The organism is Paenibacillus sp. MER 180 (genome assembly GCF_023713665.1).
Taxonomy (GTDB): Bacteria; Bacillota; Bacilli; order Paenibacillales; family Paenibacillaceae; genus Paenibacillus_B; species Paenibacillus_B suaedae.
The window spans coordinates 15,516-31,082 of the sequence record NZ_JAMAVT010000030.1 but is presented as its reverse complement, the minus strand read 5'-3'; the positions used below and the strand labels follow the sequence as shown (position 1 = coordinate 31,082).

Genomic DNA, 15,567 nt, shown 5'->3' with positions numbered 1-15,567 from the left:
CTATCCGACCCTTTCGTATTACAATCTTGGCTATAGACTCGATGAAGAAAGGATCTGTATATGCAATACATTTGGGGGCTTCTAGGCATTTTAGGCATTCTCGTTATAGCACTGGCATTATCTAAAAATCGCAAGGCGATTAATCCGAGAACGGTCATTGGCGCGTTCGCAATTCAATTTATTTTCGCGTTAATCGTACTGAAATGGGAATTCGGCAAGACGATGCTGAACTACTTGTCCAAAGTTGTTCAGAGCATCATCGATTCCACGAATGCAGGGATTCAGTTCTTGTTCGGCGGAATACTCGGGGCAGAGAAGGCGGGCTTTACGTTCGCACTGCAGGTGCTGCCGATCATTATTTTCTTCTGTTCCTTAATCGCAGTTCTGTATTACCTCGGCATTATGCAGTGGGCAACGAAAATCATTGGCGGATTTCTGTCTAAAGTACTCAAGACGAGCGAAACAGAATCTATGTCAGCGGCAGCGAATATTTTCCTCGGTCCAACCGAAGCACCGCTTGTCGTTAAGCCTTATATCGAGAAAATGACCAAGTCGGAGCTGTTCGCGATTATGGTCGGCGGGCTGGCGTGCGTATCCGGCTCCGTGCTTGGCGGATATGCAATGCTCGGCGTACCGATTGAATACTTGCTTGCGGCAGCATTCATGGGAGCACCAGGCGGCTTGTTGATGGCCAAGATCTTGATGCCGGAAACGGAGCATCATCTTCGAGTGGAAAAGGTTCAGATGGTCAAGGATACGGAATCCCGTAATGTGATCGACGCTGCCGCTCGCGGTGCCTCGGACGGTCTGAAAATTGCTGCTGGTGTAGGAGCGATGCTTCTGGCGTTCATCTCGCTCATTTTCCTAGTGAACATGATCATCGGCTGGGTTGGCGGCGTGTTCGGCATTGAAGCATTGACGCTCGAGCAAATTCTCGGCTACCTGTTCGCACCGATTGCCTTCTTGATCGGTGTGCCATGGAGCGAAGCGCTGCAAGCAGGTTCCTTCATCGGACAGAAGTTCGTCTTGAATGAATTCGTCGCGTACACTTCGTTCGCGCCTGAGATTGCAAGCTTGTCTCCGAAGAGCGTAGTCATCATCAGCTTTGCGTTGTGCGGCTTTGCCAATCTGGCAGCCATCGCGCTGCTTATTGGAGGTCTGGGCGGTATAGCTCCTTCCCGCAGACAGGATCTCGCTGAGCTTGGCTTCCGCGCGATCATTGCTGCAACACTTGCGAACTTGCTGAGTGCTGCAATTGCGGGTATGCTCGTGTAATGTTAGCGTAAGACAATAGGTAATCTTTTAACAATAGCACATACTAAGAAATGAAGAGGCGGTCGCTTCTCTGGATTGACACAGGGAACGGTCGCCTTTTCCGTATAAAAAAGTGCGCATGAGGCATGTCTAACACTTGAAATTTTCAGAAAAAAGTATACAATGATTAAAAGTTGATAGTAGGAAACTTTTTTGGGCGTGGAAAAAAGGTGGGCTGATTATGGAATCAGGAAAAGGAAAACTCTTTCACAAAACACAAAATGGATCGAGTTTAGAGGAAATTAATAATACGGTTCCGATACCTGAGAATGCAGGTTTCTGGAGAAAGCTGCTGGCTTATTCAGGACCGGGTGCATTAGTCGCAGTCGGATATATGGATCCTGGCAACTGGGTTACCTCCATTGCGGGTGGGTCGCAGTTTGGTTATTTGCTGTTGTCGGTTATTCTCATCTCCAGTCTGATTGCCATGCTATTGCAGAGCATGTCTGCGAAGTTAGGAATTGTGACCGGGATGGACTTGGCACAAGTAACCCGGTTGAAGACAGGCAGAAAATGGGGCTTTGCCCTATGGATTATTACAGAGCTGGCCATTATGGCTACAGATATAGCTGAGGTTATCGGCAGTGCGGTGGCTCTTAATTTATTGTTCAATATCCCTTTACTCGTCGGGGTATTCATTACTGTACTTGATGTGTTTTTATTATTGATTCTAGCGCGATATGGTTTTCGCAAAATTGAAGCCATCGTCGTTACCTTGATTGCAACGATCCTTGTTGTGTTTCTGTATGAAGTCATTATTGCACAGCCGAATGTGGCGCAAATGCTTGAAGGATTTATTCCACGATCGCAGATCGTATTTAATGAGGGAGCTTTGTTTATCGCTCTAGGTATCGTCGGCGCCACGGTGATGCCGCACAACTTATATTTGCATTCGTCGATTGTGCAGGCGCGCCAATATGATCGTGGAAATCGAGAATCGCTCAAAGAAGCGGTCAAATTTGCGACGATCGATTCCAATATACAACTAACCGTTGCGTTTGTGGTGAACTGCTTACTGCTCATTCTAGGTGCATCTCTGTTCTTTGGTTACAGCGGCTCCTTGGATACGCTGGGGCAGTTATACCGCGCACTGAATGACAGCTCGATTGTCGGTGCGATTGCCAGCCCTGTACTGAGTGTATTGTTTGCCGTCGCTCTGCTGGCATCAGGCCAAAATTCAACGATCACGGGAACCTTATCCGGGCAAATCATCATGGAAGGCTTCATCCATATGAAAATGCCGCTGTGGGCTAGACGGATGATTACTCGTCTTGTGGCCATTATACCGGTTGTTGTATGTATTCTCGTGTTCGGGAGTACGGAATCTGTAGTCGAGAAATTATTGATCTATTCACAAGTATTTCTAAGCGTCGCATTGCCGTTTTCCATCATTCCTTTGACCCTCTTTACGAGCGATGAGAAACTGATGGGCGAATTTAAAAATAAATTATGGGTCGTTATTCTCGCCTGGGTCACTTCCGTAGTATTAACGATTCTCAATATCTGGCTTATTATTACGACATTCCAATAGTATTGCATAACATGAAGGCTGAAGCCTAAGAACCCGAGTGGTGACACGATAAAGCGTGCTCCTCTCGGGTTCTTAGCGTTTAGGTTGCGTATGTATCTTGTTTCTTGAACAACTCTATAGCTCGATAACTCGGTACTATTTATTCAATGGATATCAATCGATGAATATCGGAATTGGGAAAAACTTGATTGAAAGAGGAGTTTGATTTGTTTACCATTAAGAATGGTCATTACATAGGAGAAAAGAAGTAGGGATACAGGCACCTAGCTCAGCAGTGCTGGCATGACCTTATTCCTATCGAATTATGTTTATCAGAAGGGGAGTTAATTACGTGCAACGACCGAACCGAACCTCAACAGGGAAACGACCCAGTGGGCCAGCTGGTTCTCAAAGTGTTAGAACATCATCCAGCAGCCAGTGGAGAACACCAAGTTTAAAAGGAAATCGAGTATCCAATCCTAGCAACCATACGAGTGGCGAACCGATAGAACGTAATGATGCAGTCCGCTGTGAGAAATGCGGTTCTACGCAGATCGTCGGGGGGCAAAGAGGGTATAGTGTGGGGACCGCATTTTCAGGTGGATGCCTACTGACTATATTGGGGATCATCATTGGCTTTGCAATAGGTGGCCCTATTATTATGTTATTCTTTATGCTAATAGGGGTCTTAACGGGATTTTCAGGGAGCAACAAGCTGGTCAATTCTTGCATGAATTGCGGCAATAAGTGGGAACCGAAGATGAGAAAGAGAAAGAAGAAGTAATCTAACAACAGCGCCATTGTTCAGCTCATATTATGAACGGGTTAAGGGAAAAAGATTTCTACAATCTCAATGACATCATCGTGGATTAATCTTTGTAAATTGTGATCGTGGGGGTTTAAATACATTGATTTCAATTGCACCGACTGATATAGATTGGTTTAATTTTTTGAAGAGTAATGTAGTACACGAAGAAATTAATTTTTGGACTCCTACGCCTTGGAATGTCAAAAGACTGAAAAGGGGAGATAAATTTTACTTCATGCTTAAGTCACCAATTAGGAAAATTGGTGGATATGGTCATTTTAAATATTATGTTAATTTAACTGCTACAGAAGCTTGGAATAGGTTTGGCAATGGAAACGGAGTAACTTGTTTAACCGAATTAGTGTCTCGATGTTCGAAATATGTCCAAAAAAATTCTATTTTAGATCGTTTAAATGATAATCCTGTAATAGGGTGCATTGTTTTAGAAAATGCAATTTTTTTTGATGAAGAGAAGTACTTTTCGCCTGAACAATATAAGATATCTTTTCCACCACAAGTTGTAAAAATGAAATATTTCGAAAATGATTTTTTCAATCCAATTGAATATGGAGACATAAAATATACTGATTTTAATTTAGTCAATGAACAGAAGGTTTCTTATAAAGTTAGCAAAAATAAAGATCGTAAAGGGCAATCACTATTTAGGTTAAGTGTCTTAGAAGCATATCATTTCGAATGTGCGATTACTGGAGAACGATGCCGTGATATATTAGAAGGAGCCCATATTCAACACTACATTAATGATTGTAGCAATCACATTCAAAATGGAATAGTGTTACGAGTTGATCTACATCGTTTATTTGACGCTGGATTAATCACTATAGATTCAGATTATCGAGTATTAGTAAGCCCGCTATTAAAATCAGACTATTATTTAAGATACCATGAAAAAGAAATACGACTACCGAATAATCAGATTCTGTATCCATCTCAAAAAGCTTTAGAATACCATAGAACATTCGTTTTTAGGAACATTTAGTAACGAAGTTAGTTAGAAATGATACGCATACTAAGAGATGATGAGAAGGGACGATGAGAAACGATCATGATTTCATTAGGGCAATTTGAAGTCACCTCCGGGAAACTGGTTGTATCCGATCCATGCTATGACTTGGATGAGAATACGATCATTATGGGTGTGTTGGGCAATGTGCTGCAGGGAGCCTGGGACGCTTACGTTGACAAGAAAGAGGTTCGTGATTGGGGCGAAGCATGCGCGAAGCTCATAGCGTGTCATAACTCGGTTGCCGATAAGCTGGGGACCCTTGAATGGGTGAAAGGGAACTTTATTATTGGAGTGGATAGCGGACAGGCCGGAATCTTTGACGCAAGCAAATATCGAATTCCCGATGCCGTTACAGATAGTACAGAACCCAATGATACGGACAGCGAATGGTATTACGCTTGCTGCGATATTACAGAGAGCGGTGAAGAGGCCGGTGTGCTGGATGGTGGAGTAGTTTCTCGCACAGGATTTGGCGATGGAGCGTATGCGGCGTATTATGCCGTCAACGGGCAGAATCAGGTGATCGGAGTTAAGATTATTTTCATTAAAGACGCAGATTTATGAGAAACAACGGCAGCAACTACTTGAACGGGTTATCGTGAAATGTCTGCTGTTAAAGTGTAAGGATAGCTAACAAAAAGCAAGCATAATGATATTCCGAGAGATGGAACGTCATTATGCTTGTTTTTTTCATATCTGTATCTTACGAATCTTCCAGCTATAATTTATATAACTTTAATTTGTGGAAGATTGAGGGTCTTTTTCGTTCGCCAGATCATACGCAGCTCTTGACGCTTCGACATTTGCATAATGAGCCCTTGCCCATTGCCTTAGCTCTTTCATTGGCTGAAGCAAGGATTCGCCTAGGGGCGTTAGCGAGTATTCAACGGCCGGAGGCACGGTTGGTGTAATATGTCGTTGAACCAGCCCATCCCGTTCCAGTTTCCGTACTGTCTGCGTCAGCATTTTTTTAGAGATCCCCTCGATTCTCCTTCCCATTTCCCCATATCGGATGCTTCCGTTCTCCAAGGCATAAATGACAAGTGAAGTCCATTTGTTCGAAATGATTTCAAGTACTCTGCTATAGCCGCACCCTGCCAACGAGATGTCAGGGTGCTTTGTTGTTGGTGAAGATGTCAAATGATCTCCCTCCTATGCACCTTGAAGTATCCTGGACACCAAAAAGTGCCTACTTTTGTAATTTTAGTTTATAAAATATATTATTGTATGTCTATATCAACGGAATAGGCGTCATTCTTAGTCATAAAGTAATAGGGACTTCGAATGAAAACACATGTAGGTGAAAACTTAGCTGTTTAATTGGGAGGAAATGAAGATGACAAATGTGATCAAGGCTCGTCCAAAGCTGTATGTGATGGATAACGGCCGCATGAGCATGGATAAGAACTGGTTGATTGCCATGCATAATCCGGCTACGGTTCAGAATCCGAATGCGGCGACCGAATTTGTGGAGTTTCCTATCTATACAGTGTTAATTGATCATCCAGAGGGCAAGATTCTGTTCGATACAGCTTGCAATCCGAATGGGATGGGCAAGGAGGGCCGGTGGGCTGAATCGATACAAATGCTTTTTCCGTGGACAGCCAGTGAGGAATGTTATCTGCATAATCGGCTGGAACAATTGAACGTATCTCCTCAGGATATCAAGTATGTCGTGGCTTCTCATTTACATCTAGATCATGCAGGATGTCTGGAACTGTTTACGAACGCGACCATTATCGTTCACGAGGATGAGTTGAACGGAGCTTTGCAAACGTATGCCCGCAACGAAAAAGAAGGGGGCTACATATGGGCCGACATCGATGCTTGGATCAAAAATAACCTACAGTGGAAAACGATAAAGCGGACAGAGGATCAACTGGAACTGGCCGAGGGTATTACGCTGCTGAACTTCGGTAGTGGGCATGCTTGGGGCATGCTCGGCTTGCAAATCAACTTGCCGGAAACGGGTGGAATCATCCTTGCTTCCGATACCATTTATACGGCAGAGAGCTATGGCCCACCGGTGAGACCGCCAGGCAATCTGTATGACTTGCTTGGATACCGGAGTACGGTCGAGCGTATCCGTACGCTTGCGACACGAACGAACTCCCAAGTATGGTTCGGGCATGATGCCAATCAGTTCAAGGGGTTTCGGAAGTCAACAGAAGGATACTATGAGTAAGTGGTTTCAAATATAGGATTCATCATTCCAATGAAATGATAGGGTATTGGTGGTGCACCGCATCATTCTCCATTTGAATGCTAGTAAAAAAGGAGTTCATCCGATGATGAACTCCTTGCTGCTTCTAAAAGGACAACATTGCCCCTCGCTCGTCAAACACGGAATCTGGATTCCAAGCGACCTCCCAATAGTTGTTCTCTGGGTCTGCGAAGTATGCTAATAGGACGATATGCCCCACACAGAAATGGGTCTTGTTGCCAGAAATTTTGCGTTTTATAATCTCCTTGTATGTCAGAACTACAAATAGAAAAGCTGAGGTAGCACACATTATGAAAAGATTGCTTTTATGCATGACAGTTATATGTATAGGTATGAGTGTTGGATTCAATCTCCCTAACGTCTATGCTTCTTCACTTCGAGTCGAGGTGGATGGAAGAGAAGTAGCCTTTCCGGACGAACTCCCTTATGTGGACGCTGCTACCAACCTGACCATGGTTCCTGCCAAATTCGTCTCTGAAAAGCTTGGTGCAAAAGCAAAGTGGAATGGGGCATCAAACCAAATATCGTTTTTGTATAAAAATGATACGATCACCTTGGGAATCGGCGACAATCATGCAGAGGTCAACGGAAAGACGGTAACATTTGGCGGGGGCGCATTGGTCAAGAACGGCCGCACCATGGTTCCGCTGCGCTTCATTAGCGAGGCCTTTCATGCTCAAGTGGAATGGCAGCCGAAGCAGAATCAGGTCAGCATCATGACGGCCGTCAGCAATGTGCCAAAAGGGACGTGGATATGGGACAGCCAAGTGATCGTAAGGGATTCAGACAAGGCGATAAGCTTTGCTAGAGAACGCAATGTGACTACCATCTACCTTCAAATTAATACCGATATGGCCCCGGCGATCTATGAAAGCTTTGTTCGCAGCGCCAAGGAACAGGGGATTCAAGTAGAGGCGCTAGAGGGACGTCCCGAATGGGCTTATAAGAAAAACCAGGATAAGATAAAAAAATTCATTGCTTGGGTCAGCGCCTACAATGCGTCCGTCGAAGCGGAGGCAAGGTTTGCGGGACTACATTTCGATATTGAGCCTTATCGCTTAAGCGAATGGAAGAAAGACAATAAGGTGCTTTTGGAAGGCTGGATGGACAACTTGCGACTGATTGAGAAGGAAACCAAGGGGAACGATCTCAAAATTACGATGGACGTTCCGTATTGGCTGAATACGATCAAAGTGCCAGGGACGGATTACAGCATGAGCGCATGGCTTTTGGAAAAATTCGATTGCCTCGTGATCATGAATTATCGGAATCATGCAGTAGGCAAAAACGGGATTGTGGAAAATGCACAAGCCATGTTGAGGGAGGCCTCCACACTGAAAAAGCAAATTGTCATTGCCGTGGAGACAGTAAAAAGTTCGGAGGGTCCGCGGACATCCTTCTACGCTATGAGCAATGAAGCAATGGAAAAGGAGCTGCAAGCCGCCCACAACCAATTGACCTGCTATGCGAGCTATGCCGGATTTGCTGTTCATGATTTTAAAAGTTGGCAGGTTATGAAATAGAACTAGCTAGATAGGGTTATTATTTATTATTACGTGCAACTTCCATATATTCCAATGGTGAGGGGACTTTGATTCTAATGCTTAGCTTTGATATAGTTAGCTCTTAGGTCGCAAATAAGGATTAAAACCACCCAGGTACAGGGAACTCTATATACAAACAATCATGGAGTGATTATATGAGCAAAGCTAAGGGCAAAGGCGGAACAGGCAGAGGAACGGACAAAAAGGGCTGGACTAGATGGCAAGCTAGTGAAAGAAGAGCAAAAAACAAACCAAAACCTTACACAAGCAAAGGTACTAAAAAAGCGAATGGGCCAAAGTCGGACGGCGCAAAGAGCACAAGCAGTAAGTAATAAAGGATAAAGGCGTGAAATCCGAAAAGTACGGAGGGGTTCCCCATACATCATTCTCTTCCATGAGCAGTGAATCTATGGAAAAAGAATTGCAGCCCACCAATAACAAACTGACGAGCTTTCAAAATTGTTTGTAGAGAAAAGAGGAAATGACGTTAAATTTATCGAATTTAGTTTTTAGAAGGAATGCTAATTGATTGTACCCTCAATGTCATAAACGACAGTATGAATCTCTTTCAAATTAGAGGTTTGTACTGTCGTTCAGTTTTATATAGTATGTAGTGGCAAAACCCATATGGTTCAATGTAACAAGGAACATTAATAACTAAAACGAGGAGGAGAAGGCAGGAATGGAGGATAGGGACTATATTTTTCAAAAATTAACCCCTATAGATAATGCGAATCTAAAAATTTATGAAGAAGCGTTTAATTTTATTTTTAATAACAATGATATTAAAAATGTAGCAGTTTCCGGTGCCTATGGTTCAGGTAAAAGTAGTGTCATTGAATCTTACAAGAAGGCACATAAGGATCTTCAATTTTTACATATTTCTCTTGCACATTTTAAATCAGCTGATAACGGTAATAGTGAAAGTAATATTAGTGAAACTATTCTGGAAGGGAAAATAATTAATCAGCTTATTCATCAAGTTGACCCCAAAAATATTCCTCAGACTAACTTTAAAGTTAAGCAAAAAATTTACACTAGAAAGTGTATTGGAAATACATTAATTATCACAGCATTTCTTGCTTTCTTGGCTTATATTGTATTTTTTGATAAGTGGAGCACAATAATTTCTGGTCTATCTGTTGGGTGGCTTAAAAATATATTGAGCTGGACCACTTTCCCTGCGTTACCTATATTAAGTGGATTTGTTTGTGTACTTATTGGATGCAGATCTATATACCTGACAATTAGATCTCAAAAATATAGAAACACTCTTCGTAAGATAAAACTGCAAAGTGCAGAAATCGAAATTCTTGAAAAGAATGATGATTCATTATTTGATAAATACCTAAATGAAGTCTTATATTTATTCGCAAATTCCGGTTCAGATGTAATTGTTTTTGAAGATATGGACAGGTACAATGTGAAACAAATTTTTGAGAGGTTACGAGAAGTTAATACACTTATCAACTTTAATAGAGTGAAGGATAAGAAAGAACCGATTCGTTTTTTCTATTTGTTGCGTGATGATATCTTTATTTCAAAAGATCGAACAAAATTTTTTGATTTTATACTACCTATCGTTCCGGTCATTGATGGCTCTAATTCTTATAATCAATTTATTGAGCACTTTAAGCAGGGAAAGATTTTTGAATTATTTGACGAGAATTTTTTGCAAGGGTTATCGTTATATGTTGATGATATGAGAATTCTTAAAAATATTTATAACGAGTTTATTATTTATAACAGTAGAATTCAATCTACAGACCTAAGAAGCAACAAGCTTCTTGCTATAATTGTTTATAAAAACTTATTCCCGAGAGATTTCAGTGAATTACAGCTAGGGAGGGGATATGTGCATACAGTATTTGAGAGTAAAAGTAAGTATATATGTAATGAAATTGAAAGCAACAATAAAAAGATTCAAAATATTAAAGAGCTTATTCAACAAACTAACGATGATTTTCTCGATAGTGTTGATGAATTGGATGCGGTTTATTTAATAACTAACAGAGACGGACTGTCAGTATTAGGGAATACAGAGGACCATTTTAAGACACGTGTAGAATTTATTCGTGCAATGAAAAATAACCCGGAGGCAGTAACCTTTTATAATTCTTATAGTGGTACAAGAAATTATGACATACAAGAGGGACTCAATAAGCTTGCCCAAAATGAAGTGTATAATGCACGAAAACAAGCTATAGAAAGGAAGAATAGCGATCAAATTAAGCATCTTCAAGAAGATATCCAAAGTTTAAAAAGACAAATATCAATTATTCAAAATTCTCGTATCAAAGATCTTATTACAAAAGATAACATTGACTCATTTTTTGGCGTGACCTTCACTAATGAAATAGGAACTGAGTATAAGTATGAAGAGATTAAAGAGAGTCCTTACTTTGATCTTATTAAATACTTGATTCGAAACGGGTATATTGATGAAACCTATCAAGATTACATGACCTATTTCTATGAAAATAGTTTAAGCCGCATAGATAAGATATTTTTACGTAGCGTCACTGATCAACTACCTAAAGAATATGCATATTCACTTAAAGATCCGAAACTGGTTCTTTCTAGATTGCATATTTCAAATTTTGATCAAATCGAAATTCTTAATTTTGATTTATTTTGCTACCTGTTACAGAATAAGGAGCGCTATAACGAGTTTTTGTCAAGCTTTCTTTTGCAACTGAAGGTTACCAATAACTTCAAATTTATTGGTGAATTTTTAGAATTAAAGACAGAAACAAATCTCTTTATCGAAGCTATAAATAATATTTGGGGCGACGTTTTTGAATGTATTTTAAGTCATAGTGACTTTGACGAAGAGCAGAAAAAACAATATGCAATCAATACATTCTATTATTCTTCTGATGAGGATATTAAAGTACTTGATGAGAATGGTTTTCTTTCAAAATATATATCTACAAACCAAAAATTCTTGAACATTGATAATCCTAACATCGAAAAAATAATTCATGGACTTTTATTGATCGATGTTAGATTTACATGGATTGAGTATGAAAGGTCAAGCAACGCACTTTTCACTGCAGTATATAAGAACAATCTATATCAACTAACTTTTAACTGGATTTCGTTAATTTTAGAAGTTGTTTATGGGTATTCAGAAAGTATTGATTTCAAAAAGAAAAATTATACGATGATTATTTCTAAACCGAATGAGCCATTAGCACGGTATGTAGAAGAAAATATAAATCATTATCTTACGGTGTATTTCGATGTTTGTGATAATTGTATTGCAGATGAAGAATCAGCTGTACTTGAAATACTCAATAACTCAGAGATTGAAGACCAGTATAAGAAGACATACATTAGTGTCTTACAAACTGTTATTACACGATTAGATGATGTTAATAACTCAGAACTGTGGTGTTTACTATTACAAAGGAATCTTGTTGTTTATACGGAAGACAATATACTTACTTATTATTTCCATAGTGAAAATGGATTAGATACGTTCCTTGTCGAATTTATCAATGGAAATAACGAAGAATTATGTTTTAATACTGCATCTATCAACACAGTTTTTGGAGAAAATGCTACTTCGTTGTTTTTCAGTTCTGTTGTTAAATGTAACAAGTTATCTAATGAAAGGTACAATCATATTTTGAAAGTAATTAATTGGTCATATAAATCATTTGCAATACAAGATATATCAGATGAAAAGATATTAATTTTAATTAATTTAAGAATCATAAAAATGACAGCTGAAGTACTGTTATTTATGAGAGAGTATTATCCTAATCAAGTATTATCGTTCATAGTGTACAATATTTCTAAGTATGTTGAAATTATTTCCGATGATAACTTCGATTTCAACGAAATGCTTTTGATTCTTGAAGAACAAAACGTAAATGACGAATACAAGATTAAGTTACTTCAATTCACTACAGAAGAACTATCATTAAGACAAAAAGAATATTCCCATGTAGTGAAAATCCACATTCTTAATCACAACTTGAATGTGGACGATATTCCTTTTTTGCTCAGTGGTTATCCTAAGGAAGGTATTGATATTCGAGCAGAAATAAAACGTATCTCAATAGAGTATATAACAGACATTATCACTGAAGAATATTCTATACCTTTTGAACTTCTCTCTGAACTTTTTGAATTAAGTAACATTGAAGAGGACACGAAAATGAAATTGTTCGCTCTACATCTTCCAAATATGAATGAAGCGCAAGCAAAGAAGTGTCTGAGGATCCTACAGCAGGATGAATTACTGAGTTTATTTGATTTTAAACGTCCTAAATTTGCGGTCAACGATATAAATCGAGATATATTAAGTATTTTTCAAAAGAAGAGTTGGATTACAAAATTCGAAGTAGACAAAGATGACCAGTATTCTTATCGTGCTTATGGACGCAAAAAAGTTAGTGAATTGCATACTTCATTGTTAAGATAATTCATTATCTATAGATAATAAGAAGTAATAATTATGTATTCCAGTAGAAAGCTCACTATACTAAACCTGATATTAAAGCTTCTTTTCTTAGTCAGCGCGCATCCAGTAGAATGGTACGCGCTGATGCTAATTATGGAAACAATTCTATCCCGTCATAGTTAATTATAAATAATAGGAATAAACATTTTCCTAGAAGTAATATAAAAATTCCCCTTCAAAATACTAAGCATGCTTATCCCCGAAATATTCTTGGTACTGGCTCGGCGTGACGTGGGCGTATTTTTTGAAAATGCTGATGAAGTACTTGTAGTCGCTGAAGCCAATATCGTGAGCAATGTTGTAAACTTTGTTGTCGCCTGATTTCAGCAGATCGATCGACTTTTGGATGCGATAGCGGTTCAGGAACTCATTGAACGTATAGCTCGTCTCAGCTTTGAATTTCTGATTCAAATAGTAGGCACTCAAGTCGAGCTGCTCCACAAGATCGTGGATGCTGATTTTCTTCGCATAATTCTCCTGCACGTACGCGATCATCTGTGATACATACTTCGAAGTCTTCGTTTCTTTCTCCATAAATTTGCTGTTCAGTATCTCTTCGGTTTCTTGCGGATGATTCGAAATGACCTCATATTTGCGCTGCAAATCGACCTTCGTCTTGGCCGATTCTAGGGCGGCGATCAATTGATCATCCTCCAGCGGCTTCACGAGGAACTCGGTTACCCCCAATTGCAGCGCCTGCTTAGCAAGATGGAACTCATTATAGCCGGAAATAATAATGCTGCTGAACGTATGCTGCTGCAAGCCCTCGCGAATCATGGAGATGCCGTCCATAATGGGCATGTTGATATCCGTGATAACGATATCCGGCTTCAGCTCGCAAATTTTCTCATAACCGTCCTGTCCGTTCAGCGCTTCTTCCATCACGATGCAATCATACTGCAGCCAATCAATGCTGAAGCGTATGCCTCTGCGTATCATATCTTCATCTTCAACTAGCAGAACCTTGAACATCGCCTTCACTCCATTCGTAAGGAATTGTTAGTGTTATACAAGTGCCAGTCCCTTGCTTGCTGTTGATGTGGATGCCGGATTCCTCGCCGTAGAGCAGCACTAAGCGGCGGTGAACATTGTAGAGCCCGATATGCTGTGTCGTATTGTTTTGGCTGTGTAGGATTCGGTTCACCTTCAGCAGTGTCTCCGCGTCCATGCCTTGTCCGTTGTCGCATACCTCCAGCATCAGCTTCCCGTCAGAAGGGTAGATGCGGATTTCGATAAGCACATTGCTTTGATTTTGATAACCATATTTGATAGCATTTTCAATGATTGGCTGCAGCAGCAGCTTAGGTACGTATACATGATTGGTTTCCTCTTCGACGGTAATGCGGTATTCCAACCGCTCATTGAACCGAATTTGCTGCAGCTTCAAATAATCACGCACATAATTCATGTCATCCTTCAACTGGACGCTCCGATCATTGCCGATGCTGTATCGCAGCAGTCTCGACAGCAGAATAACGATTTGCTGCGCTTGATTGGCGTCCATCTTAATGGCGTATCGCAGCGTCTCCAATACGTTGAAAATGAAATGCGGATGGAACTGCGATTGCAGCTGCTTGACCTCGATAATCGTACGCAGCTCGGACAGCTCTTTATTTTTCATCATCAATTCCTTCAACCGATCCAGCATCACATTGTACTCATCGCCGAGTATCTCGAACTCATCATTCGTGTGAATATCGACATAGCCGTTGAAATTCCCTTCGCGCAGTTGGGCCAGGGCCAGAATTAATTTATCGACCGATTCGGAATTGCGGGCAGACATTTTGTTCGATAGGAAATGAATGATGACCCACAGCAGCAGGCTCGCAGCGAGAATAAAGACAGACACCGTGTAATAGGTGTATTGTTCTGACTTGTAGGAATTGAGCGTGACCACTTGAATTGGTGTGCCTGGTATGCGCTTGGTATACATGTAGTACGTACCGTCGTTCAACAGAACATGTCCTTGCTTGTCCAGCTTAGGACTGAATTTGTTCAATACGCCCTTGGTGACATTGCTGGTGGTGGCAATGATCGTGTTATGCTCGTCCGTGATCATCGCAATCTCATTGTTCTGTTCGAAAATGAGCTTCTGCATGTCAGATTCGTAGAGCTGGTAGATGATATAGCCAATCGTCTGCTTGTCCTTGACGATCGCTTTGCCGAAGGTGTAGCTTGTGTCGCGATCATGGGAATAGCGGAAGCTGTTCATTTCAGTCAGCGTGTTGCCGGATTTCTGTTCAATCCGGTTGATGAGATTACCGAAGGCGAAGCTGTTGTAGAGTGCATCCGGCGAATCGGAGCTGGCTCGGAAGATGCCGTCTGTGTCGACGATATGGAAGATGCTCTTCACCTTTTGCCGATTATTGAAGTCATAGAATTCGGAATACACTTTGTCGCCGCCTAATCGTGAAGTCATATAATTCATAACGGCAGGTGAGATAGCCATCCGACTAATTTCCTCGTGATACTGTTGAAACACCTTCGCCATTGATTCACTGATCGACTCGGCGGCCTCCGTCGTTTTTTGCGTCAAATTCATCCTTCCATTAATGATCGTAAAGATGAAAAACAGCACGATCAAAATCAAAAACGGAATCACCGCATACAGCTGAAATAAGTGACGGGTTGACTCCTTGAAGGTGCGAATCTTCTTCTGTTCCATG

11 protein-coding genes are annotated in these 15,567 nt (G+C 40.8%); 8 read left to right on the top strand and 3 right to left on the bottom strand.

Annotation, left to right across the window (positions count from 1 at the left end; all coding sequences use genetic code 11):
- Positions 1-60: 60 nt before the first annotated feature.
- From M3661_RS28450 to M3661_RS28435, 4 genes are all read left to right on the top strand, one after another.
- The gene (locus M3661_RS28450; RefSeq protein WP_065292483.1) at positions 61-1,275 is read left to right on the top strand and encodes a NupC/NupG family nucleoside CNT transporter; all 1,215 of its coding nucleotides are present in this window, start codon (positions 61-63) and stop codon (positions 1,273-1,275) included.
- Between the two features lie 220 nt (positions 1,276-1,495).
- Positions 1,496-2,845, top strand: a complete 1,350-nt coding sequence (locus M3661_RS28445; protein WP_065292484.1) for an Nramp family divalent metal transporter — start codon at positions 1,496-1,498, stop codon at positions 2,843-2,845.
- A gap of 887 nt (positions 2,846-3,732) precedes the next feature.
- Entirely contained in the window at positions 3,733-4,632 is a 900-nt protein-coding gene (locus M3661_RS28440) for an HNH endonuclease (protein WP_251490490.1), read from the top strand.
- Positions 4,633-4,695: 63 nt separating this feature from the next.
- A complete protein-coding gene (locus tag M3661_RS28435) occupies positions 4,696-5,223 on the top strand; it encodes a DUF4241 domain-containing protein (RefSeq protein ID WP_251490538.1) in 528 nt (175 codons plus the stop codon).
- A 171-nt stretch (positions 5,224-5,394) separates the two neighbouring features.
- Here M3661_RS28435 and M3661_RS28430 read toward each other — a convergent pair whose 3' ends face one another.
- Positions 5,395-5,799: a winged helix-turn-helix transcriptional regulator gene (locus tag M3661_RS28430; protein ID WP_065292485.1), complete on the bottom strand. Its 405-nt coding sequence runs from the start codon at positions 5,797-5,799 to the stop codon at positions 5,395-5,397.
- A 196-nt stretch (positions 5,800-5,995) separates the two neighbouring features.
- On the opposite strand from M3661_RS28430, the gene ahlS reads away from it, so the two are divergent.
- From ahlS to M3661_RS28410, 4 genes are all read left to right on the top strand, one after another.
- Positions 5,996-6,844 (top strand): AhlS family quorum-quenching N-acyl homoserine lactonase, encoded by an 849-nt coding sequence (ahlS, locus tag M3661_RS28425; protein ID WP_065292486.1) that lies wholly within the window; start codon positions 5,996-5,998, stop codon positions 6,842-6,844.
- A gap of 329 nt (positions 6,845-7,173) precedes the next feature.
- A complete protein-coding gene (locus M3661_RS28420) occupies positions 7,174-8,406 on the top strand; it encodes a copper amine oxidase N-terminal domain-containing protein (protein WP_251490487.1) in 1,233 nt (410 codons plus the stop codon).
- Between the two features lie 176 nt (positions 8,407-8,582).
- Positions 8,583-8,759 carry a DUF3934 family protein gene (locus M3661_RS28415; protein WP_072730031.1) on the top strand — a complete coding sequence of 59 codons (177 nt, stop codon included), beginning with the start codon at positions 8,583-8,585 and terminating at the stop codon, positions 8,757-8,759.
- A 350-nt stretch (positions 8,760-9,109) separates the two neighbouring features.
- Positions 9,110-12,862: a YobI family P-loop NTPase gene (locus M3661_RS28410; RefSeq protein WP_251490484.1), complete on the top strand. Its 3,753-nt coding sequence runs from the start codon at positions 9,110-9,112 to the stop codon at positions 12,860-12,862.
- Positions 12,863-13,084: 222 nt separating this feature from the next.
- On the opposite strand, the gene M3661_RS28405 is transcribed toward M3661_RS28410, so the two are convergent.
- Both M3661_RS28405 and M3661_RS28400 read right to left on the bottom strand, forming a co-directional pair.
- A complete protein-coding gene (locus M3661_RS28405) occupies positions 13,085-13,873 on the bottom strand; it encodes a response regulator transcription factor (protein WP_251490482.1) in 789 nt (262 codons plus the stop codon).
- Positions 13,851-15,566, bottom strand: coding sequence for a sensor histidine kinase (locus M3661_RS28400; RefSeq protein ID WP_251490479.1), 1,716 nt, complete (start codon positions 15,564-15,566; stop codon positions 13,851-13,853). Before M3661_RS28400 ends, M3661_RS28405 begins: the two co-directional genes overlap by 23 nt.
- Position 15,567 lies beyond the last annotated feature (1 nt).

Coding starts and splice junctions, on each gene's coding strand:
- M3661_RS28450 (WP_065292483.1), top strand. CDS start 61: ATGCAATACATTTGGGGGCTTCTAGGCATTTTAGGCATTCTCGTTATA.
- M3661_RS28445 (WP_065292484.1), top strand. CDS start 1,496: ATGGAATCAGGAAAAGGAAAACTCTTTCACAAAACACAAAATGGATCG.
- ahlS (WP_065292486.1), top strand. CDS start 5,996: ATGACAAATGTGATCAAGGCTCGTCCAAAGCTGTATGTGATGGATAAC.
- M3661_RS28420 (WP_251490487.1), top strand. CDS start 7,174: ATGAAAAGATTGCTTTTATGCATGACAGTTATATGTATAGGTATGAGT.
- M3661_RS28415 (WP_072730031.1), top strand. CDS start 8,583: ATGAGCAAAGCTAAGGGCAAAGGCGGAACAGGCAGAGGAACGGACAAA.
- M3661_RS28410 (WP_251490484.1), top strand. CDS start 9,110: ATGGAGGATAGGGACTATATTTTTCAAAAATTAACCCCTATAGATAAT.
- M3661_RS28405 (WP_251490482.1), bottom strand. CDS start 13,873: ATGTTCAAGGTTCTGCTAGTTGAAGATGAAGATATGATACGCAGAGGC.
- M3661_RS28400 (WP_251490479.1), bottom strand. CDS start 15,566: ATGGAACAGAAGAAGATTCGCACCTTCAAGGAGTCAACCCGTCACTTA.